This is a genomic window from Agrobacterium sp. CFBP 3001 (assembly GCF_027871605.1).
Classification (GTDB): Bacteria; Pseudomonadota; Alphaproteobacteria; order Rhizobiales; family Rhizobiaceae; genus Agrobacterium; species Agrobacterium leguminum.
Genome location: NZ_JAQAHD010000017.1, coordinates 33739 through 55056 on the forward strand (window position 1 = coordinate 33739; position 21318 = coordinate 55056).

General features: G+C 59.9%; 17 protein-coding genes. 7 read left to right on the plus strand and 10 right to left on the minus strand.

Annotated elements, in window-relative coordinates; all coding sequences use genetic code 11:
• Positions 1 to 140: 140 nt before the first annotated feature.
• The 7 genes from PH605_RS19175 to PH605_RS19205 all read right to left on the minus strand — a co-directional run bounded on the left by PH605_RS19175 (position 141) and on the right by PH605_RS19205 (position 7206).
• The gene (locus PH605_RS19175) at positions 141 to 1010 is read right to left on the minus strand and encodes a D-psicose 3-epimerase (protein ID WP_065657738.1); all 870 of its coding nucleotides are present in this window, start codon (positions 1008 to 1010) and stop codon (positions 141 to 143) included.
• A gap of 65 nt (positions 1011 to 1075) precedes the next feature.
• Entirely contained in the window at positions 1076 to 1741 is a 666-nt protein-coding gene (locus tag PH605_RS19180) for a nucleoside triphosphate hydrolase (protein WP_142845766.1), read from the minus strand.
• Positions 1742 to 1767: 26 nt separating this feature from the next.
• Positions 1768 to 2616 (minus strand): sugar phosphate isomerase/epimerase family protein, encoded by an 849-nt coding sequence (locus PH605_RS19185; RefSeq protein ID WP_142845765.1) that lies wholly within the window; start codon positions 2614 to 2616, stop codon positions 1768 to 1770.
• A gap of 1 nt (position 2617) precedes the next feature.
• Positions 2618 to 3613 (minus strand): ABC transporter permease, encoded by a 996-nt coding sequence (locus PH605_RS19190; RefSeq protein WP_142845764.1) that lies wholly within the window; start codon positions 3611 to 3613, stop codon positions 2618 to 2620.
• Entirely contained in the window at positions 3610 to 4626 is a 1017-nt protein-coding gene (locus tag PH605_RS19195) for an ABC transporter permease (RefSeq protein WP_065657734.1), read from the minus strand. The genes PH605_RS19190 and PH605_RS19195 overlap by 4 nt, the downstream gene beginning before the upstream one ends.
• Positions 4619 to 6109: a sugar ABC transporter ATP-binding protein gene (locus PH605_RS19200; RefSeq protein WP_142845763.1), complete on the minus strand. Its 1491-nt coding sequence runs from the start codon at positions 6107 to 6109 to the stop codon at positions 4619 to 4621. The genes PH605_RS19195 and PH605_RS19200 overlap by 8 nt, the downstream gene beginning before the upstream one ends.
• 119 nt (positions 6110 to 6228) lie before the next feature.
• Complete coding sequence (locus PH605_RS19205) at positions 6229 to 7206, minus strand: substrate-binding domain-containing protein (protein ID WP_003521644.1); 978 nt, start codon at positions 7204 to 7206, stop codon at positions 6229 to 6231.
• 238 nt (positions 7207 to 7444) lie between these two features.
• Between PH605_RS19205 and PH605_RS19210 the strand changes: the two genes are divergently transcribed.
• The 5 genes from PH605_RS19210 to PH605_RS19230 all read left to right on the plus strand — a co-directional run bounded on the left by PH605_RS19210 (position 7445) and on the right by PH605_RS19230 (position 14120).
• The gene (locus tag PH605_RS19210; protein ID WP_104680050.1) at positions 7445 to 8524 is read left to right on the plus strand and encodes a LacI family DNA-binding transcriptional regulator; all 1080 of its coding nucleotides are present in this window, start codon (positions 7445 to 7447) and stop codon (positions 8522 to 8524) included.
• A gap of 81 nt (positions 8525 to 8605) precedes the next feature.
• Positions 8606 to 8932, plus strand: a complete 327-nt coding sequence (locus PH605_RS19215; protein WP_142845762.1) for a tetratricopeptide repeat protein — start codon at positions 8606 to 8608, stop codon at positions 8930 to 8932.
• A 154-nt stretch (positions 8933 to 9086) separates the two neighbouring features.
• Positions 9087 to 10970 (plus strand): sigma-54-dependent Fis family transcriptional regulator, encoded by a 1884-nt coding sequence (locus tag PH605_RS19220; RefSeq protein ID WP_142845761.1) that lies wholly within the window; start codon positions 9087 to 9089, stop codon positions 10968 to 10970.
• A 160-nt stretch (positions 10971 to 11130) separates the two neighbouring features.
• Positions 11131 to 12204 (plus strand): 2,3-butanediol dehydrogenase, encoded by a 1074-nt coding sequence (locus PH605_RS19225; RefSeq protein ID WP_142845760.1) that lies wholly within the window; start codon positions 11131 to 11133, stop codon positions 12202 to 12204.
• Between the two features lie 113 nt (positions 12205 to 12317).
• Positions 12318 to 14120 (plus strand): NAD(P)/FAD-dependent oxidoreductase, encoded by a 1803-nt coding sequence (locus PH605_RS19230; RefSeq protein WP_142845759.1) that lies wholly within the window; start codon positions 12318 to 12320, stop codon positions 14118 to 14120.
• 57 nt (positions 14121 to 14177) lie between these two features.
• On the opposite strand, the gene PH605_RS19235 is transcribed toward PH605_RS19230, so the two are convergent.
• Positions 14178 to 14597: a MarR family winged helix-turn-helix transcriptional regulator gene (locus tag PH605_RS19235; protein ID WP_142845758.1), complete on the minus strand. Its 420-nt coding sequence runs from the start codon at positions 14595 to 14597 to the stop codon at positions 14178 to 14180.
• Positions 14598 to 14758: 161 nt separating this feature from the next.
• Between PH605_RS19235 and PH605_RS19240 the strand changes: the two genes are divergently transcribed.
• On the plus strand, positions 14759 to 16585 hold the full coding sequence (locus tag PH605_RS19240; protein ID WP_237680939.1) for a chloride channel protein: 1827 nt from the start codon (positions 14759 to 14761) through the stop codon (positions 16583 to 16585).
• 77 nt (positions 16586 to 16662) lie between these two features.
• On the opposite strand, the gene catB is transcribed toward PH605_RS19240, so the two are convergent.
• Both catB and PH605_RS19250 read right to left on the minus strand, forming a co-directional pair.
• On the minus strand, positions 16663 to 17298 hold the full coding sequence (catB, locus tag PH605_RS19245; RefSeq protein WP_142845757.1) for a type B chloramphenicol O-acetyltransferase: 636 nt from the start codon (positions 17296 to 17298) through the stop codon (positions 16663 to 16665).
• Between the two features lie 330 nt (positions 17299 to 17628).
• Positions 17629 to 20418, minus strand: a complete 2790-nt coding sequence (locus tag PH605_RS19250; protein WP_142845756.1) for a bifunctional aconitate hydratase 2/2-methylisocitrate dehydratase — start codon at positions 20416 to 20418, stop codon at positions 17629 to 17631.
• 359 nt (positions 20419 to 20777) lie between these two features.
• On the opposite strand from PH605_RS19250, the gene PH605_RS19255 reads away from it, so the two are divergent.
• Positions 20778 to 21275 carry a Csu type fimbrial protein gene (locus PH605_RS19255; protein WP_065657727.1) on the plus strand — a complete coding sequence of 166 codons (498 nt, stop codon included), beginning with the start codon at positions 20778 to 20780 and terminating at the stop codon, positions 21273 to 21275.
• Positions 21276 to 21318 lie beyond the last annotated feature (43 nt).

Sequence of the window (21318 nt, forward strand, 5' to 3'; positions counted from 1 at the left end):
CGGATCGTTTTGATCCCGAAGAGACATCAGTGCTTTAGCCCACAAGCGGTTGTCTTTTCAACTCGGCGATGGCGGGCGAACATGGCAGTGGCTGCCCGGGCGACAGATAGCCGCCGCCCGGTCAATGCGCTTGTGGGCCATCAGCCGCCAAGCACGAAACGGGAAAATGCCAGGGCATTGCGGGCATCCTCGTCCATTTTCGCGAGGTCGGCGCCGCCGCTGAGATCGCGCCACACCTTGATGTCGGAGCCGATTGTTCCGCCGGTCTTGACGAAAGGCTCCATGACGACCGCGCCGGTGTAATTGATATCGCGAAGGGCGAGGCCGATTTCGTGCCAGGGCATCCTGCCCTTGCCCGGTACGCGGCGATTGCTCTCGCCGGTATGGAAATGCCCCAGCAACGGGCCGGCCGTACGGATGGCCTCGCCAAAACTGTCTTCCTCGATATTCATGTGGAAGGTGTCCAGCATGACTTTCACGTTGTTCTTGCCAACATCCTTGACGAAAGCAACGCCTTCGGCCGCCGTGTTGAGCACGTGGTTTTCGAAGCGGTTGAGGACTTCGATGCACAGGTTGATGCCGAGATCATTGGCGAAATCGGCAATGCCGTGAATGCCTTCGACGCCGCGCGCATAATCGCCCGCCTTGTCGACCGGCTGCGAATAGTCGATTGGCCAATAGGAATGCAGCGCGCCGCCGATGGTGTGGATGTCTAGCTTGGCGACATTGGTAAGGGTGCGTTCAAAGAACGCCTTGCCGGCTGCACGAACCGCGGCATCCTCTGACGACAGGTTCTTCGTTTTCGAAGGGCCGATGCCGGCGGTGAGGATGATGCCGTTATCCTTTGCGCTCTGCCTGATGACGGCGAGTTCGGCGTCGCTGTATTCATTGATGTGGTGGGCGGCGACTTCGATGATATCGAAACCGAGCTTGGCGACCTTCTCGATATAGGGGCCGAACTTGGCGCTCCACTCATGTTCCCAGTAGGAGTAATAGATGCCGTGTTTCATGGGGTCTCTTTCGCTTTTCTGTTTCGCTTGACTTTGGATAGGGAGGCGCAGCCCTTCAGGCAGGTTCAGGACGCGGAACTGCTTCCCGGATTTCCGATGCGAATATCCGGCTCCGTGCTTGTCGACGTGATGAAGCGGCCATTGGGGAGATCGTTTTCCTCCACCTTCCGGTTGATCTCGTCCTCGCCGAGACCGAAGCTTCGCCAGCGGTCCCGCAGCCGCGCACGCAGATCGTCTTCGTCGACATCAACGAAAATAGTGAGATCGAAGATCGGCTTGAGGCGATCCCATGGCGACTGGCCGGCGAGGAGATAATTGCCCTCGCAGACGATGATATCGACAGATTGCGGGATCAGGCGTCCGCCGGCGCGGGCGATCTCGATGGCGCGGTCGAAGACGGGGACGGCAACAACATCATCCTCATTGGCCTTCAGGCGCTCAAGCATGTGGCGCAGGCCGTGAGCATCGAACGTATCGATGGCGCCCTTGAAGGCACGGCGCTTCATCTCTTCCAGAACGGCATCGTCATAATGAAAGCCATCCATCGGAAACAGTGCGGCCGATACGCCTTTGCCTGCGTTCAACGCATCGACCACGCATTCGGCAATGGTTGATTTTCCCGATCCGGGGGCACCGGCAATCGCAATCATCACACGCCGGCCCTCCGACCCTTCCAGTCGCTGGAGGGCGAGGCCCGCAATCTCACGGGCATTATCGTCAATAGTGTTCAAGGTGCTTGCCCCGATAATGAGTGCTTTCAGAAAATGCGGTACTGGTTCGCCTTGTCGCGCAGGAATGACAGTCCCCTGTCGAGAACCTCATCGGCGCTGGGCGCAACCGGCCGCCAGGTGGAAATCGCACCGGCCATCTCCCTGGGCATCGCAGCGAAGCTTTCGAGCGTCAGCACGCCCTTGAAGCCGATGGCCGCGAGCGCCGAAAAGACCTCGTCCCAGGCAACATTGCCGCAACCCGGCGTGCCGCGGTCGCTTTCCGACATATGCATGTATTTCAGATGGTTGCGGGCGGCGACGATGCCGTTGGCGATGCCCTTTTCCTCCATATTCATGTGGAAGGTATCGAGATGGACGAAGATGTTGTCGGCACCGATGCGCTCCACCAGCGCCACCGCCTGTTCGGCGGAATTAAGCAGATGGTTCTCGTAGCGGTTGACGGTTTCGATACCGAATTGCAGGCCGAGTGTTTTTGCGTGGCCGGCAGCGCTGGAGAGCGCCCTTGTCAGATTGTCATATTCGCCCTGTGTCGGAGGAAATCCGGTTCGCTCATTGGTGCCGCCATAGGTAACACCCGTCAGCGCCTCCGCGCCCATTTCTGCTGCCTTGTCGAGCGCAGCATTCAGATGGTCGATTGCCGCATCGGGACGTACGGACGCCCAGGCGGGCTCCGGCAGCACCAGCGAGCAGACGGCGCGCAAACCGTATTTCTCCAGCAGGACGCGCGTGTGTTTGGCATCGACGGAGGGGATATCGATAAGCGGAATCTCGATGAAATCCTGACCGTAATCCGCAGCAGCGGCGATGGACCGTCTGGCGTTTTCGTGGTCCCAGTTCAGGGACCACATCATTGCGTGAACACCGAAGCCTTTCACGTCATACCTTCTTTCTGAGAGATGCGAAGTAGCTTGAAAACAGGCCGCGCGCCGCCATGACGACAATCATCAGCACACCCCAGAGCGCCGTTGCCAGATGCTGGTTGGCACCAAGAAGATTGAGGCCGGACGACAGCAGTTGCAAAACGATCAGCGCGACGAAGACCGGCAGCACCCGACCGAAACCGCCGAACGGATTGATGCCGCCGAGAAAGGCCGCCAGCACCGTGATCAGCAGATAGGATTCCCCGTGGCCGACACGGACGGAGTTGAAACGGGCAAGCATGATGATGCCGGCAACCGCACACATCAGGCCCGAGAGCGTGTAGACGAGGACCTGAATCTTGCGCGTATTGAGGCCGGAATAACGCGCGGCTTCGATGTTCGAGCCGATCATCAACAGGCCGAAGCCGAGCTTGGTTCGCGTCAGGAGCACATGCCAGAGGCCGACGCAGACGATGAAAATCAGAAGCGGGACCGGCAGGCCGAGAAGTGTGCCGTGACCGAGCGGCGCCATATAGGCGGGGAAACCGGAAACGTCTCCGCCACGGGTGAGAAACTCGCCAAGGCCACGCAGGAAAATCATCATCGACAGCGTCACCAGAATGGGGTGCGCGCGGGTGTAGGCAATCGCCGCCCCCGTCATCGCGCCGGCAGCGCCGCCGGTGACAAGTGCGGCAAGGCAGGCGAACAGGAATGCACTCGGCGGCGCGTCCACCCCGCCATGGGCCTGCAACACCCAGGCTGCGGCGAGACCCGACAGATTGGCGGCGAAGGTGACGGACAGATTGATGCCGCCCGTCAGCAGCGGCAGCAGCATCGCCAGTGTCAGCAGGCCAAGTTCCGGCAGCTGGAAGGCGACCGAACCGAATGTCGCGAGCGAGAGAAAGTTATCGGCAAAGGTTCCGAAAATGAGCATGACCGCGACGAAAGCAATCACCGGCCCAGCCATGTCGGCACCGAAAATCGCGTTGAATTTCCGAACGAGACTGTTCATCGCTGTGCGCTCCCCTTCTTTGCGGATGTCCGTAAGGCACTCGGCAAAAGCTTGTCGAAGCGGGTGGAAGAGAGCGTGATGGCGATGAGGATGATGGCACCGACGATCATCTTGAAGGCAAAGGGAGAAACGCCCATCAGGTTGAGGCCGTTCTGGGTGATCGACACCATCAGCACCCCGAGCACGCAGCCGATGACGGAGCCCTTGCCGCCGCCAAGCCGCGCACCGCCAAGCACGGTTGCGGCAAGAACATCCAGCTCGCGGCCATAAAGCGCGTTCGGCACCACCTCCTGCGCATAGTGCGCCTGCATGAGCCCGGCAATGCCCGCCATCAGGCCAAGCCAGCCGAAGGAAATATAGTGCATGGCGCCGATATTGATGCCGAAGCGGCGTGCGCCTTCGGGATTGTCGCCAAAGGCGTAGAGCTTGCGACCGACGGTGGTGCGCGAAATCATGAACCAGGTGGCGAGGCAGCAGAGAATCATGACCACGACGGGCAGCGTCAGCTCAACCCAGGAACCATCGGACATCTCGCGCTCGTAAAACACCACGCGCGTCGACAGCCATTCGGGCAGGTCGTAGATCGACACGCCCTTGGTGAAGAACATCAAGAGCCCGAAGAAGATGTTGAAGGTGGAGATGGTCGCGACGATGGAAATGATGTTGAGCCGCCAGACGAGGAAGGCGTTGACGAAACCGAGACCAAGGCCAACCGCGCCGGCAATGATGAAACCTTCCGCCCAGTTGCCGCCGCCGAGCGCATTGAGCGCCAGCACCGTGACATATTGAACGACCGAGGCGGCCACCGCGAAGGATATGTCGATACCGCCCGAAATCAGCACCACAAGCAGGCCGACCGCGAAGATGATGTTGACCGCCGAGACATTCAGCACATCGAAGGCGTTGGAAATGGTGAGAAAGCGGTCGGTGGCAAAAGACAGCCCCGTGCAGAGCAGCACCATGACCACAAGCAGCGTGAATTCGGTTGTATGTCCGAGGATGAGCCTACGCATAGATGGCGGACTCCAGTTCGGTCAGCGACAGGCGTCGCGGATCATAGGTGGCGTGGAACCGGCCTTCGACCATGTGGATGACCCTGTCTGTATTGAAATAAACTTCCGGCGGCTCGTCGGAGATCACGATGATCGAAAGACCTTCTGCGGCGAGCTTGCGGACGATTTCGAAGATGCCGGCGCGGGCGCCGACATCGACCCCCACGGTCGGCGCATCGAGGATGAGGATTTTCGGCCCGATGGCCAGCCACTTGGCAATCGCCACACGCTGCTGGTTGCCGCCCGAAAGCGTGCGGATTGGATCTTCCGGCAGGCCGATCTTGACGCCGAGCGCAGAAATCCAGCGGGAAACGACATCGGCCTTTTTAGAGGGTGAGATGAGGCCGCCGCTCAGCAGCCGGTCGAGCGAAGCCATAACCAGATTGTCGGCAATGGACTGCGGCTGGTTGAGGCCAAGCGACAGCCGGTCTTCGGAAAGATAGGCGACGCCCGCCCGGATCGCATCTCGGTTGGAATGAAAATCCACCTTCTTGCCGTCAATCAGGATTTCACCCGATTGCGGCCGATGCATGCCGAACAGCGTCAAAGCCAGTTCCGTGCGGCCGGCTCCCAAGAGGCCGGTTATGCCAAGCGTTTCGCCCCGCCGCAGATCAAACGAAACATCCTCGAACTCGCCGGCCCGGCTCAGCCCGCGCACCGAGAGAACGGTGGGTTTGTCATCGTGATCGGCTGCAATGACGGCGCTATCGAAATTGCGGCCGGTCATCAGTTCGGTCACCCGTGACTGGGTCATGCCTTCGACGGGAAAGACACCGACAAGCGACCCGTCCCGCAAAACGGTTATGCGGTCTGAAATCTCGAGCACTTCCGCAAGGCGGTGCGAGACGAACACAACCGCGACGCCGGAGGCCGACAGGTTGCGGACGATGTCGATCAGGTAATCCGTTTCCGACTGCGTGAGCGACGCGGTCGGTTCATCCATGAAAACGAGCCGCGCTTCCCCGACCAGCGCGCGGGCAATCGCCACGATCTGACGCTGGGCGATAGGCAGTTCCTTGAGCGGCTTGGCGAGATCGATCTCGACGCCGAGCCGGGCAAGCGCCTTTTCGGCAGCCTGTTCGATGGCGCGCTTGTCGACCAGCCCGTATTTTCCATTCACCGCATACTGGAAGCCGATATTCTCAGCCACCGTCATTTCATCGAACAGCGCCAGATCCTGCCAGATCACCTGGATGCCAAGCGATTGCGCAAGCGTCGGGGTCATCGCAGCGATGGGTTTGCCGTCGAAATAGAGCTCGGCGTCGCTCTCGGGCGTATAAACGCCCGTTATGACCTTGATCAGCGTGCTTTTACCGCAGCCGTTTTCGCCGGCAAGGCAATGCACTTCACCCGGATTGACCTCGAAAGAAACACCCTTCAGCGCGCGGACGCCGCCGAAGGTGACTTTGACATTTTTGAGGGACAGGAGCGGTTCTGCGCTCATGATAACGTAAATCTCCTTCGCCGCGGCAGCATTGCAGACGTGGCGCTCGGCATGTTTTTTCCAGATGGGACGCCGCGCGAGTATCACACCTCGCGCGACGCCCCTGGCCTTGGGGAGGATCAGAGGCCCATGGAAACGAGCTTGTCGATGCTTTCCTTGTCGATCTTCAAAAGCTGGTCGACGACGATGGTGTTACCCTCGGGATTGATGGTGCCGAGACCTTCGATATTGTCGCCGGCCTTGGGTGTCTCACCCTTGGCGATACGGTCCGCAAGCGTGATGAAGACTTCACCGGCCTGTTTCGGGTTCCACATGAAGCCGCCCGTCAGCGCGCCGGACTTGATGAGCTTGGCGCCCTGCCCCGGCGAGAACGGTCCGATGACGAAGACCTTGCCATCCTTGCGCCGCTCTTCGACGGCACGCCCGGCACCAATCGGCCCCTGCGAGCCGAAAGCGAGGAAACCGCTCAGGTCTGCATTGGCGGACATCAGGTCAAGCGCCGTCGAACGGCTCTTGTCGAGGTCTTCGGCGACACCGTAGCGATCGCCAACGAGCTTCATGTCGGGGTAGTTCGCCTTGATATAGGCGATGGCGGCATCAGCCCAGGCATTATGAAGCGGAACCGTAAGCGAACCGACGAAGACGGCATAGGAGCCCTTGCCGCCCATCTTTTCCGCCAAGAGCTTACCATGCGCTTCGCCGAAACCCTTGGCGGATGCCAGTTCGAAATCCCAGTCGGCGCCGAGCTGCTTGGGCGATTCATGGGTGATGACCTTGATACCGGCGGCCTGAGCCTTTTTCAGCACCGGCTCCAGCACCTTCGCATCATTGGGCACAACACCGATGAAATCGACCTTCTGGGCGATCAGGTCTTCGATGGCGCGGACCTGCAGGGCGGGATCGGCGCTGGTCGGGCCGACCATGAAACCGTCAACGCCGAGCTTCTTGCTCTGCTCCTTGATGCCGGCCTCCATGGCGTTGAACCACGGAATGCCGCCGATCTTGACGACGACGCCCACCTTCGGCCCTTCGGCAAAGGCGGCGGACGAGAGCAACGCGAGCGACAGGCCGACCGCTGCAGCAATAATTTTCTTCATGATGTTCCTCCTCAAAAAATTAGGCAAACGAAACCAGCCGCAGCCATTTTTCATCTGGCGCGTTCAAAATTTCTCATCTCGCTTATTCGAGACTCTCCCTTGCCACTCCCACAGCAACCATCTTGCACAATCGATGTTGCCAAGTTGCACAATCGATGGTGCAATAACCATAACATGAAGCGCCCTTCCGTCAAGGGGATGTGTGCTCTAATAATTGGAATCAGTTGGGGAGATCGCAGTGACGGGTATAAGTTCCAAGAAAGCCACCATTTATGACTTGTCGATATTGTCGGGCGCATCAGCCTCGACAGTGAGCGCGGTGTTGAACGGATCGTGGCGCAAACGGCGGATTTCGGAGGAGACTGCCGATAAGATTCTCTCGCTCGCCAAAGCGCATCGCTACACCACCAACCTGCAGGCCCGCGGCCTGAGGAGTTCCAAATCCGGTCTCGTCGGGCTTCTGGTGCCCATTTATGACAACCGGTTCTTTTCATCGATGGCGCAGACATTCGAGGGGCAGGCACGCAAACGCGGCCTGTCGCCCATGGTGGTCTCCGGACGGCGCGATCCCGAAGAAGAACGCCGCACAGTGGAGACCTTGATCGCCTATTCCATCGATGCCCTCTTCATTGCAGGCGCGACCGATCCCGACGGCGTGCACCAGGTCTGCGCCCGCGCAGCATTGCCGCATGTCAATATCGACCTTCCCGGCAAATTTGTACCCTCCGTCATTTCCGACAACAGGCACGGCGCGGAGATACTGACATCGGCGATCCTTGCCCATGCGGAAAAAGGCGGGCCTCTCGGCCCTGACGACGTCATCCTGTTCGGCGGTCATGATGACCACGCCAGCCGCGAGCGTATCGACGGCTTCCACGCCGCCAAGGCCGCATATTTCGGGGCGGAGAGCGGAGACGATATCGAGATCACCGGCTATTCACCACATATGACGGAGCTGGCATTCGAACGTTTCTTCGAGCGCAGGGGCCGCCTGCCCCGCTGTTTCTTCGTTAATTCATCGATAAATTTCGAAGGCCTGCTTCGTTTCATGGGGCGTCATGATGGCGAGGCCTTCGGCGACATCGTTGTCGGCTGCTTCGACTACGACCCGTTCGCGTCATTCCTTCCCTTCCCGGTCTATATGATTAAACCCGATATCGCGCAGATGCTTGAAAAGGGTTTCGAACTGCTGGAAGAGAACCGGACCGAGCCGGAAGTCACTATCATCGAACCGAAGCTCATTCCCCCGCGAACCGCTCTCGAAGGCCCGCTCGACGACATATGGGACCCGGTTGCATTGCGTCGCATGGCGAAGTGACCGCGCGAAATCCCGCTTGACCTCAACCGCGCTTGAGGTCGTACCGATTGCATGGTGCTTCACCATCGCAACGGGAAAATGATGATCGAAAAACTCATGAGGATGCTGGAAGACGGACGGGACAATCCGCTCCTGCGCTTTTCAATCGCAAAGACGCTCAAGGCGGTTGGGCAGTTCCAAGATGCCGCGCTTCATCTCCAGGAGGCCATCCGGCAGGATCCCGACTATTCGGCGGTCTGGGCCGAACTCGGCGAATGTCGTGCACGGCTGGGAGATGACGACGGCGCCATTGCGGCGTGGGTGGAAGGCATCGCGGTGGCCGTCAGGCGTGGCGACATTCAGGCAAAGAGGCAGATGGAGGTCCGGCTGCGACGTTTGCGGTCACGCGCCCTGAAGGGCGTCAGTTGATGAGACGGGCATCACGGGCGCAACTCGGCCGCGTCGTTGCCAGCACAATCGAGCCCATGCGCTAAAAAATCGCCGGAAGGTTAGCCAGATTTCATAAAACTGGCTATGATCGCCGGAAAAATCACGGGAGGCGGCTGTCGAGGGCCGGTGATTTATGGGTTTTTCGGATCACATCAAGGAAATCGAGCACGTCGGACAGGGCAGGAATACCGGTCGGGATGCGGTGGTGCTCGAATCCTGGCGGCGTTGTCTCGACACCTATCAGCTTGATCCGGCCAAGGCCCGCGAAGCCGTCATCGTTTCCGAAACATGCCTGCGCGAGCATCGCCAGCGGGCTGAAGACCTCGTCCACATCGCCCGTTCCGGCCTGGAGCGGCTGTATCGGCAGGTGGCCGAGCAGAATTACGTTCTTCTTCTGTCGGATCAGCAGGGGGTGACGGTCGAGTTTCTGGGCGACCCGTCATTTAACAACAATCTGCGCAAGGCCGGGCTTTACCTAGGCTCGGAGTGGTCGGAACCGCGCGCCGGCACCTGCGCTGTCGGCGCCTGCATCGCCACCGGCGAAGCGCTGACGATCCACCAGACCGATCATTTTGATGTGACGCATACGCCGCTTTCCTGTACCGCCGCCCCGATCTACGATACCCAGGGCGCACTCACCGCCGTACTCGATATTTCGCTGCTGAGTTCCCCCATCCTCAAGACGAGCCAGAACATGGCGCGCCATCTGGTTTCATCGACCGTGCGAAGGATCGAACTTGCAAATCTGATGGCCAGCAGCCGCCATGATCTCGTGCTGCGCTTTGCTGGCGCGCCCGAATTTCTGGATGTCGACCCCGAAGCGGCCCTGTCCGTCGATGGCTCCGGCCGCATAACGGGCATGACGCACGCCGCCGCCCGCCTTCTCGCCGCATCGCGCGGGCTTGACTGGCGCCTGCCGGAACGCCTCCTCGGGGAGCGGGTAGAGGCGTTTTTCGAGGCCGGCTTCGATGAACTCGCCTCCCTCACCCGATCAAGCCTGCCGCAGGAGAGGCGCATCGTCGTGAAGGACGGCACTGTGCTGTATGCGCACGCGATCGAACCGCAACAACACCGGTCGACCGTGCCGCTTGCCCGTCCAAAATCCCAGCCGGTCATGGAAGAGATCGGCGGCGATGGGCCGGCGGTTCGAAACCTCAGGCGCAAGGTGGAAAAACTGGCGCCCGCAAAACTGTCGATCCTGCTGCAGGGCCAGACCGGAACCGGCAAGGAACATCTCGCCCGCATCATTCATGACGCCAGCGGCGTTTCCGGCCGCTTCGTCGCCGTCAATTGCGCCGCCATTCCCGAACAGCTGATCGAGAGCGAATTGTTCGGTTATCTGCCGGGAGCCTTCACGGGCGCGCTGGCAAAAGGACGCAAGGGGCTGGTGGAAGAGGCACAAGGCGGAACGCTTTTCCTCGACGAAATCGGCGACATGCCGTTTGCGGCACAAAGCCGCCTTTTGCGGGTGCTGGCCGAAGGCGAGATTCTGCCCGTCGGTGGCTCCACCCCCCAGAAGGTCGATTTCAGGGTGATTTCCGCATCGCACCGCCCGTTGAGCGACATGGTACGGACAGGTGATTTCCGCGAAGATCTCTACTACCGCCTGAATGCGGCCGTGCTGACCTTGCCGGCGCTTTGCGAGCGCGACGACTTCCCCTGGCTCCTCGATAGGTTTCTGGAAAAACATGGGCTGCCGGGTCGTCCCCTGACGCTCTCCAACGCCGCCCGGATGTCGATCCTTGGCCATCGCTGGCCCGGCAATATCCGCGAGCTGGACAATGCGATAGCCTTTGCCGCCGCCCTTTGCGATGACGGGGTGATTACGGCTGAAGATCTTCCCGATCATCTGGCCTCCGCAACGTCAGCCCCCATGATCGACAGTCGCGGTGCCGATCTCGGCGCGCTTCTGGCCGCCTGCAACGGCAATGTGTCGGAGGCCGCGCGCCGGCTTGGCATCGACCGCACCACCATGCACCGGCGAATGCGACGCCTCGGCATCGGAAAGCCTCACTAGAAAAAGTGAGGCATGCGCCACGGCTGTCGCGCCACAGCTGTGGCGCTGTATAAAACCTTCACTCTGGTAAACCCCCGCAATTTCGGGCTTCCGGTACGGCAAACCGTGCTGGCACGGGCATTGCACCTTCTCCGGCATCAGGAGCCATCGAGGAGAAAACATGCGCGCGCTCAGATTTCATGCAGCCAGGGACCTGCGGATCGAAGACATTCCCGAGCCGAAACGGCCGGGGCCGGGACAGGTTCTCGTCCGCAACCGGTTCGTCGGCATCTGCGGCACCGATCTGCATGAATATAGTTACGGTCCGATCTTCATCCCCACCGGACCGCACCCCTTTACCGGCGCCCATGGCCCGCAAATTCTCGGTCACGAATTCGGCGGTGTCGTGGAGGCCATCGGCGAAGGCGTCACCTCGGTCGGCGTCGGTGATCGCGTCTCGATCCAGCCGCTCGTCATGCCGCGATCCGGTGACTATTTCGCCGACCGTGGCCTCTTCCATCTGAGCACGCAGTTGGCGTTGGTCGGTCTCAGCTGGGACGGCGGCGGCATGGCGCAGGCAGCACTCGTCAACGAATATAACGTTCAGAAGATTCCCGACGAGATGACCGATGAAGAGGCCGCACTCGTTGAACCCTCAGCGGTTGCGGTCTATGCCTGCGACCGCGGCGGCGTCACCGCCGGCAACAGCGTTCTGGTCACGGGCGCCGGCCCGATCGGCATGCTCACGCTTCTGGCCGCGCGTGCGGCCGGCGCTGCCCAGCTCTTCGTGTCCGATCTCAATGACGCCCGCCTTGAGCTTGCCCGCAGCATCGTCCCCGACGTCATCACTATCAACCCGAAGCGCGACAATGTCGGTGATGTCGTGCGCGCGGCAACGGAAGGCAAGGTCGGCTGCGATGTCGCCATTGAATGCGTAGGCAATGAACATGCGCTCAAGGCCTGCGTCGATGCGGTGCGCAAACAGGGCGTCGTCGTCCAGACCGGCCTGCATCCGCATGAAAACCCGATCGACTGGTTCCAGGTGACATTCCGCGACCTTGAGATCAAGGGCTCGTGGGCCTATCCGACCCATTACTGGCCCCGCGTCATCCGGCTCATCGCCTCCGGCCTGCTGCCGGCAACGAAGATCGTTACCAAACGCATCACGCTCGATACGGCCGTGTCGGAGGGCTTCGATGCCCTGCTCGACCCCGCCGGCACTCATCTGAAGATCCTGATCGATCTTTCAAAATAGGCTTTCCGCCTCCGCATGCCGGGAAAAGGAGCCCGGTATGCGGGAGCCGTTGGCTTTCGGGGCGGCGACTTCGCCGCTCCACCATCAGACCAAGCACCATGGAGGAGATGAATATGCTTGATGTCAGTCCCGCCACCAAAATCGACACGGTTCTTTCCAAGCTCGGCAATGCGCTGGAAAATGGAGACATAGACGCCGCCGTCAACCTGTTTCAGGCCGATTGTTACTGGCGCGACCTCGTGACCTTCACCTGGAACCTGAAGACACTGGAAGGCCGTGAGCAAATCCGCGACATGCTGACGAGCCAGCTTTCCGCCATCAAACCCTCGGGCTTGGTGCAGGATGTGAAGGAGCAAGCCTCGGAAGGCGATGGCGTCACCGAAGGCTGGTTCGAGTTCGAGACCGGTGTCGCCCGCGGTTACGGCCACATCCGCCTGAAGGACGGGCTGATCTGGACATTGCTCACCACCATGAGCGAACTGAAGGGCCATGAGGAACCAAAGGGTATCCGCCGTCCGATGGGCGCGGAGCACGGCCACGACCGCAACCGCCGGACCTGGAAGGAAAAACGCGAAGCCGAAGCCACCGAACTCGGCTATTCGGAGCAGCCCTATGTCGTCATCATCGGCGGCGGACAGGGCGGCATTGCACTCGGCGCGCGTCTTCGCCAGCTTGGTGTGCCGGCGATCATCATCGAGAAAAATGAGCGGCCCGGCGACAGCTGGCGCAAGCGCTACAAATCGCTCTGCCTGCATGACCCCGTCTGGTACGATCACCTGCCCTACATTCCCTTCCCGGAAAACTGGCCCGTCTTCACGCCGAAAGACAAGGTAGGTGACTGGCTGGAAATGTACACCAAGGTGATGGAGCTGAATTATTGGGGCTCCACCACGTGCAGGTCGGCACAATATGACGACGCGACGGGCGAGTGGACAGTGATTGTCGACCGGGCGGGCAAGGAGGTCGTACTGCGGCCGAAACAGCTGGTGCTGGCGACAGGAATGTCCGGCAAGGCGAATATCCCGAAACTCCCCGGACAGGATGTCTTCAAGGGCGAGCAGCAGCATTCCTCGCAGCATCCGGGTCCGGACGCCTATGCCGGCAGAAAGGTCGTGGTGATCGGCTCCAACAACTCGGCGCATGATATCTGCGCAGCGCTCTGGGAAGCCGGCGCCGATGTCACCATGCTGCAGCGGTCCTCCACCCATATCGTCAAATCGGACTCGCTAATGGATATCGGGCTCGGCGATCTCTATTCCGAGCGGGCAGTGGCAAACGGCATGACGACGCGCAAGGCCGACCTCATCTTCGCCTCCCTGCCCTACAGGATAATGCATGAGTTTCAGGTTCCCGTTTACGATCGCATTCGCGAACAGGATGCCGATTTTTATGCCGCGCTTGAGAAAGCCGGTTTCATGCTCGATTTCGGCGATGACGAATCCGGCCTGTTCATGAAATATCTGCGGCGTGGATCGGGTTATTACATCGATGTCGGGGCCTGTGACCTCGTGATCGACGGCTCGATCAAACTCAGATCCGGTGTCGACGTCTCGCATCTGACGGAGAATGCCGTGGTGCTGAAGGACGGCACGGAACTGCCTGCCGATCTGGTGGTCTATGCGACCGGCTATGGTTCGATGAATGGCTGGGCCGCCGATCTCATTTCGCGTGAAGTGGCGAACAAGGTGGGCAAATGCTGGGGCCTCGGTTCCGACACCACCAAGGATCCCGGCCCATGGGAAGGCGAGCAGCGCAACATGTGGAAGCCGACACAACAGCAGGCGCTGTGGTTCCACGGCGGCAATCTGCATCAATCGCGGCACTATTCGCAATATCTCTCGCTCCAGCTCAAGGCGAGACAGGTGGGCCTTAAAACGCCCGTTTACGGCCTTCAGAAGCCGCATCATCTGTCCTGATCAGAGCCCAGGGGCGCAGGCCAAGCTCGGCGCCCCGGGCGACATACATGTCTGCGTCTAAGTCTTTTCCACGTTTCCAAGCTCGCTCAATATGGCAATCAGCTGCGGCGCCGTTTCGCGGATTTCCTTGAGATGGATCGTGCTCAGATGCGCCATGACCTGCTCGGCCTTTTCCGTCAGCTGTAACGTCTGACGGCGGCGATCGGCAGGGTCTGGTTCGCGCGTGATGAGGCCGCCGCTTAACAGACGACCGGCGAGCTCGGTTGCCGAATGGGGCGCGATCAGCAGCCGTTCCGCAAGTAGCCCCACCGTCATGACCTCGCCCGCCGGCAAGCCCTTGATGGCCAGAAGCGCCTGATGCTGCTGCGGCGGCAGGCCCGCCGCCTGAGCGGCCGAGGTGCTGAAATCCATGAATTTCTTAAGCGTGTGGCGAAAGACGGCAAGCGCCTCATATTCCGATTGGGTCGGCAATGTCATATTTCGCAAGCCCTTATCCTGGTCGCCTCTCATTCTTCTTTAGTCCGACTATCCGCGAATGAAAATCGCCGGATATTTTGAGAGATTACAAATCCATTGATTTATATCGTATTACGACATATTTATCGCGCCACTATTTTCGCGCACCCAAGGATAAGCCGTTGACCCAAGCCTCTTCACCCTCCAGATCAAGTCAATTCGATAGCGGTTTTCCAAGGCGGCAAGCCGGTGATTTCACGACGGACAAACGCGTGCTGCTGCTGATCGCCATGGCTTGCATCGTCGGCTCGCTCGGGGCCTTTGCCGCATGGCTTCTGGTCAGCCTCATCCAGCTTGTTACCAACACTGTCTGGCTTGGCAGGTTCAGCACGCACGAGGTCAGTTTCGCAGACATACATCCGTCCCTATGGATGGTCGTGGCGCCGGTTCTTGGCGGTATCGTCATCGGGCTGATGGCCCGTTTCGGTTCGGAAAAAATCCGGGGGCACGGCATTCCGGAAGCGATCGAGGCGATCCTCATCGGCGGCAGCCGTATGTCCCCGAAAGTGGCGCTCCTGAAGCCTCTCTCGTCTGCCATTTCGATCGGTAGCGGCGGGCCCTTCGGCGCGGAAGGCCCGATCATCATGACGGGCGGCTCGATCGGCTCTCTCTTTGCGCAATGTTTCCACATGAGCAGCGCGGAACGCAAAACCCTGCTTGTGGCAGGCGCCGCCGCCGGCATGACGGCGATCTTCGGTTCGCCGATCGCCGCTGTCATGCTCGCGGTCGAACTCCTGCTATTCGAGTGGAAGCCGAGAAGCTTCATACCGGTTGCAGTCGCTGCTGCGGTTTCGATTACCTGGCGGCCGTTCTATTTCGGCACCGGTCCGCTATTTCCTACGGATTTCGCTTATGACCTGCCATGGTGGGGGCTTGCACCCTGCGTCCTGATCGGCGTGCTCGCCGGCCTGCAGTCGGGATTGATGACTATATTGCTCTACAAGATCGAAGATCTTTTCGAAAAGCTCCCCATCCACTGGATGTGGTGGCCGGCGCTCGGCGGCCTCGCCGTCGGCCTCGGCGGCCTGATGGAGCCAAGAGCGCTCGGCGTCGGTTACGACATTATTGCCGACCTTCTCGACAACCATATTGCCGCTCAGGCCGTCCTCACCATTCTTCTGGTCAAGTCGGGAATCTGGCTCATCGCCCTGTCCTCGGGCACATCCGGCGGTGTGCTCGCGCCGCTTCTCATCCTCGGCGGATCGGCGGGTTATCTGACAGGGACATTCCTGCCCGGCGAGCCCGCCCTCTGGGCGTTGCTCGGCATGGCCGCCATGATGGGTGGGACAATGCGCGCACCGCTGACCGGGATCTTCTTCGCGATTGAGATCACTGGCGATCTCAGCACCGCGATCCCGCTCATGATCTCCACCGTGGCCGCCTATTCCGTCACCGTCCTTTTGATGCGGCGCTCGATCCTCACGGAAAAGATCGCCCGGCGCGGCCAGCACATCACGCGCGAATATGCGATCGATTCCTTTGAGCTCACCCGTGCGTCCGAGATCATGATCCGCAAGGTCGACACGCTGCCTGCCGGGATGACGGTATCGCAGGCGATTTCATTCTTCACCGGCTCGCAGGAAACGCACCGGACATATCCGGTGGTACAGCCCGAGGGAACGCTGGTGGGGCTTGTGTCGCGGGCAGACATTCTCTCCTGGCAACAGGAGCCGCATGGCGGCGAAGAAACATTGGCCGACAGGCTGGCTGACCGCGAAATCCCGGTTGCGCACGAAAACGACCCCGTTGGCTTGATCGCCGACCTGATGCTCAGCGCCGACACGGGCAGGATCACCATTGTAGACAAGTCCTCGAATAGTCTCGTCGGTCTCGTTACGCGCAAGGACCTGCTTCATCTGCGCCAGGCGCAGCAGAGGTCCGAGCAGGAACGGCAACCCTTCATCGGAACGGCAATGACAAATCGCCGCCAGCCTGCGACGACGCCCTGAAACAGGGCAGACCTTTCCGCTCGCCCGCATATCACCCGAAAGCGCCGGCCCACTTCGATGAAACGGGCCGGGCATTTTTACGGCTGCGGCTTATCGGATCGCCAGAACCGATAAAGCTCGGCGACATTGCCGCTGGTCATGAGCGGCATTACCGCCTTCAGCCGCGCCGCCGGCCAATCCCACCATTTCATCTCGAGCAGCATGGCGATGCTGTCGTCATCGAACCGCTTTCGGATCGTTTTTGCGGGATTGCCGCCGACGATGGCATAGGGTTCGACATTCTTCGTCACCAGCGCCCGCGTTCCGATCACGGCGCCATCGCCGACCGTGATGCCGGGCATGATGATCGCTTCCGAGCCTATCCAGACATCGTTGCCGATGACGGTATCGCCCGCCGGCAGATAACCGTTGCCGGCATTCTCGAATTCCGGCACCTCCGGCATGAAGAAGAACGGGAAGGTGCTGATCCACTCGTTGCGATGGCCCTGATTGCCGGCAATGATGAAGGCGGCGCCCGAACCGATCGAGCAGAAGCTTCCGATCACCAGCCTGTCCGCGCCTTCATCCGGCAGCAGATAACGGGCGCAATCCTCAAAACTGTGGCCGTGATAATAGCCGGAATAATAGCTGTATTTCCCGACCACGAGGTTCGGATTCTTGACCTGCTTGTCAAGCGTGATGCCCCGGAACGGGCTTTCGAAGTAATTTTCCATTGTAGTAATCTCACTGCATATGTTCGCATTCGCTTGCCTTCAGACAAGCCGACGCCGAGCGCCAAGCCTGTCGGCTTTTCGCTCGATGCTCCTCGCGCTGCGGCGGGAGCTAGATGCAGGTGATACTCGATGCTTTTATCATTCAGTCTGGTTACCGCAAAAAGAGGCGAAGGCCAAGCCGAGACATGTCGCCAGTCTCCAATGGTCGGGTCGCAGCACCGCCACCCATAAAAAACAGCGGGGATTGCTCCCCGCTGTCCACGTTCATTCGGCGTTTTCAGTGCATCGCCATCGCGGAGCCTATAGCCCAACACGGCGATAATCACGATCTCAGTAATGCACCGACTGGGAATCGATCGGCGTCGTCTTCGGCGGAGCGAACTTCGTCAGGTCGATGCCCTCGACGGCGGAACGATACTCCTCGATGCTCGGCGTACGGCCGAGAATGGCGGACAGCACCACGACCGGTGTCGAGGCCAGAAGCGATTCACCTTTCTTTTCGGCACTGTCTTCAACGACACGGCCCTGGAAGAGACGCGTCGAGGTTGCCAGAACCGTGTCACCCTTCGCCGCCTTTTCCTGGTTGCCCATGCACAGGTTGCAGCCCGGGCGCTCCAAATAGAGGATGTTTTCGTATTCGGTCCGGTTCGTTGTCTTCGGATTGATATCATCGAATTCGAAGCCGGAATATTTCTGCAGGATTTCCCAATCCCCTTCCGCCTTCAGCTCGTCGATGATGTTGTAGGTCGGCGCGGCAACGACGAGCGGAGCCTTGAATTCGACCTTGCCTTCGGTCTTTTCGATGTTGCGCAGCATCTGCGCGACGATCTTCACGTCGCCCTTGTGCACCATGCACGAGCCCACGAAGCCGAGATCGACCTTCTTGGTAGCGCCATAATAGGAAACCGGACGGATCGTATCGTGCGTGTAGCGTCTCGAAACGTCGTTGTTGTTGACGTCTGGATCGGCGATCATCGGTTCGTTGATGACATCGAGATCGACGACGACTTCAGCGAAATATTTCGCATTCGCGTCAGGCTTCAATGCTGGAACTTCACCGGAACGAATCTCCGCAATGCGCTGATCCGCCTTCGCAATCAGGCCTTTAAGCGTCTGTGCGGCATTGTCCATGCCCTTGTCGATCATGATCTGGATGCGCGACTTGGCGATCTCCAGCGACTCGATCAGCGTTTCGTCTTCGGAAATGCAGATCGACGCCTTGGCCTTCATTTCGGCCGTCCAGTCGGTGAAGGTGAAAGCCTGGTCGGCAAGCAGCGTTCCGAGATGGACTTCGATGATACGGCCCTGGAACACGTTGTCGCCGTGCTGCTGCAGCATCTGCGCCTGCGTCGCGTGCACAACGTCGCGGAAGTCCATGTAGGGCTGCATCGTTCCCTTGAAGGTGACCTTGACCGACTGCGGGATCGGCATGGTCGCCTCACCCGTGGCGAGCGCAAGCGCGACGGTGCCGGAATCCGCACCGAAGGCGACGCCCTTGGACATGCGGGTGTGGCTGTCGCCGCCGATGATGATTGCCCGGTCATCAACGGTGATGTCGTTCAGCACCTTGTGGATCACGTCTGTCATGGAGTGATAGACGCCCTTCGGATCACGGCCGGTGATGACGCCGAAATTGTGCATGAAGGCCATGAGCTTCGGCGTGTTGGCCTGAGCCTTCTTGTCCCAGACGGACGCCGTGTGGCAGCCGGACTGATAGGCGCCGTCCACCAGCGGCGAAATGACGGTTGCCGCCATCGCTTCCAGTTCCTGCGCGGTCATCAGACCGGTCGTATCCTGCGAGCCGACGATGTTGACCTTGACGCGAACGTCGGAGCCGGCGTGCAACACCTTGCCAGGCGTCACGCCAACGGCGTTGCGGTTAAAAATCTTCTCGACGGCCGTGAGGCCCTGGCCTTCGATCGAAATTTCCTTGTTCGGTGCAAAGACAGGGGTCGCCTCGACGCCAAGCGTTTCAGCGGCAAAAGTCTGGAGCTTCTTGCCAAAGACGATGGCGTAAGAGCTGCCCGCCTTCATGAATTCCATCTTCTGGGGCGTGAAGGACGAAGCGAGGTCGACCAGCTCGGTGCCGTTTTCGTCCCGCAGCTTGCGATTCTTGGCGTCGATCTTGAGGACCGTGCCGGTCTCGACCGAATATTTCTGCTCGAGGATGGGGTTGCCGTCATTGTTGAGGATCGGCTTGCCGTCTTCACCGAGCTTCTTCACCCAGTTCTTCAGATTGACGCCGATGCCACCCGTCACGTCGACGGTGGTGGCGAAAATCGGCGAAATGCCGTTGGTGCCCGCAACGATGGGGGCATAGTTGACGAAGGGCACGTAGGGGCTGGCCTGCTTGCCGGTCCACAGCGCCACGTTATTGACGCCCGACATGCGCGAGGAGCCAACGCCCATCGTGCCCTTTTCGGCGATCATCATCACCCGCTTGTCGGGGTGCTGCTTCTGCAGCGCGACGATTTGCGCCTGCGCTTCCGGCGAGATCATACACTGGCCGTGCAGCTGGCGGTCGGAGCGCGAATGCGCCTGATTGCCGGGAGACAGGAGGTCGGTGGAAATATCGCCTTCGGCGGCGATGAAGGTGACGATCTTGATCTCGTCTTCGACATCCGGAAGCTTGGTGAAGAATTCGGCCTTGGCGTAGCTTTCCAGCACGGCCTTGGCGATGGCGTTGCCGGCCTTGTAGGCATCCCGCAGGCGGAACATGTCGGCATCGTAAAGGAAGACCTGGGTCTTCAGCACTTCACCCGCCTTGGTGGCGATTGCGGCATCGTTGCCGAGCGCAATGTCGAGCAGCACCTTGATCGACGGGCCGCCCTTCATGTGCGACAGCAGTTCCAGCGCAAAGGTCGGAGTGATCTCAGGGACGATGACGTCGCCGAGGATGATCTGCTTCAGAAACGCAGCCTTCACGCCGGCGGCGCTCGTGGTTCCCGGCAATGTGTTATAGATGAAAAACTTCAGGGCATCGGCGCGGTGTTCGCTGCCTGCATCCTTGATCAGTTCAATGATTTCGGCGGTCAGTGCACCGTCATCGATCGGCTTGGGCGCGAGACCCTGTGGTTCTCTGCTTTTGATTTCAGCCAGGTAATCCAAGTAAAGGTTCATCGCAATCCCAACGTCATGATGTCTATGGAGCCGAACGCAGCGTCACCGAACGGTACTGTTGATCGGCCCGGGTTTCTATCGATTTCGAGTACGCCAACCGGGGCCGGCTGACAAGATGTCGCATTTCAGTAAAAAACTCGTAGACGGGATTTAGCGTCGATCCTGTGCTTTGCAACCACGTCGCGACACTTTTGATTGTGGCGCGCACTGCATTTCAGCCAGTGGTTTTTTAGGCCTCCCCCATTAAGGATTTATTAACCAAATCGGCGCGAGTATTAGATTATTCTAATTACCCGTTATTGGAGTAATTCCATGTTGCGCATCGGAAAATCAGCAGCGCAGCAGCTTGGGGAGGCAGCATGAAGTTTGCAGCATCAGGCTATTTATTATCATTTGCGGCACTGGTCCTTACACCGGCATCGGGCGTCGCGCAGGTCGCCACGACGAATTTCAACGTCCAGATCACCATTCAGGCGGCCTGCCAGATCAATTCCGCCGGCAACCTCAATTTCGGCACCAATGGTGTGATCGGCAGCAATATCGATGCGACCAGCAATATTGTCGTGCAATGCACGGCCAGCACGCCCTTCAGCCTGGGTCTCAGCGCCGGCGCCGGCTCTGGAGCGACGGTCGCCAACCGTCTGATGACATCGCCTGCGGGTGCGACCATTTCCTACTCGCTTTATACGACTGCGGCACATAGCACGGTGTGGGGGAACACCGTGGGAACGGACCGGCAAACGGGAACCGGAACCGGGGCGCCGCAGACATTCACGGTCTATGGGCGCGTTCCTGCCCAGACGACACCCGCGGTCGGCGTCTATACCGATACGGTGACGGCCACGCTCAACTACTGATCGCCACAGGGAGGATCGCGCATGCGTGTTTTTACCTTAGCGG

Bases quoted from the DNA above. Each gene is read 5' to 3' on its own strand.
- PH605_RS19175 (WP_065657738.1), bottom strand. From the start codon at position 1,010: ATGAAACACGGCATCTATTACTCCTACTGGGAACATGAGTGGAGCGCC.
- PH605_RS19190 (WP_142845764.1), bottom strand. From the start codon at position 3,613: ATGAACAGTCTCGTTCGGAAATTCAACGCGATTTTCGGTGCCGACATG.
- PH605_RS19195 (WP_065657734.1), bottom strand. From the start codon at position 4,626: ATGCGTAGGCTCATCCTCGGACATACAACCGAATTCACGCTGCTTGTG.
- PH605_RS19200 (WP_142845763.1), bottom strand. From the start codon at position 6,109: ATGAGCGCAGAACCGCTCCTGTCCCTCAAAAATGTCAAAGTCACCTTC.
- PH605_RS19205 (WP_003521644.1), bottom strand. From the start codon at position 7,206: ATGAAGAAAATTATTGCTGCAGCGGTCGGCCTGTCGCTCGCGTTGCTC.
- PH605_RS19215 (WP_142845762.1), top strand. From the start codon at position 8,606: ATGATCGAAAAACTCATGAGGATGCTGGAAGACGGACGGGACAATCCG.
- PH605_RS19220 (WP_142845761.1), top strand. From the start codon at position 9,087: ATGGGTTTTTCGGATCACATCAAGGAAATCGAGCACGTCGGACAGGGC.
- PH605_RS19225 (WP_142845760.1), top strand. From the start codon at position 11,131: ATGCGCGCGCTCAGATTTCATGCAGCCAGGGACCTGCGGATCGAAGAC.
- PH605_RS19230 (WP_142845759.1), top strand. From the start codon at position 12,318: ATGCTTGATGTCAGTCCCGCCACCAAAATCGACACGGTTCTTTCCAAG.
- PH605_RS19235 (WP_142845758.1), bottom strand. From the start codon at position 14,597: ATGACATTGCCGACCCAATCGGAATATGAGGCGCTTGCCGTCTTTCGC.
- catB (WP_142845757.1), bottom strand. From the start codon at position 17,298: ATGGAAAATTACTTCGAAAGCCCGTTCCGGGGCATCACGCTTGACAAG.
- PH605_RS19250 (WP_142845756.1), bottom strand. From the start codon at position 20,418: ATGAACCTTTACTTGGATTACCTGGCTGAAATCAAAAGCAGAGAACCA.
- PH605_RS19255 (WP_065657727.1), top strand. From the start codon at position 20,778: ATGAAGTTTGCAGCATCAGGCTATTTATTATCATTTGCGGCACTGGTC.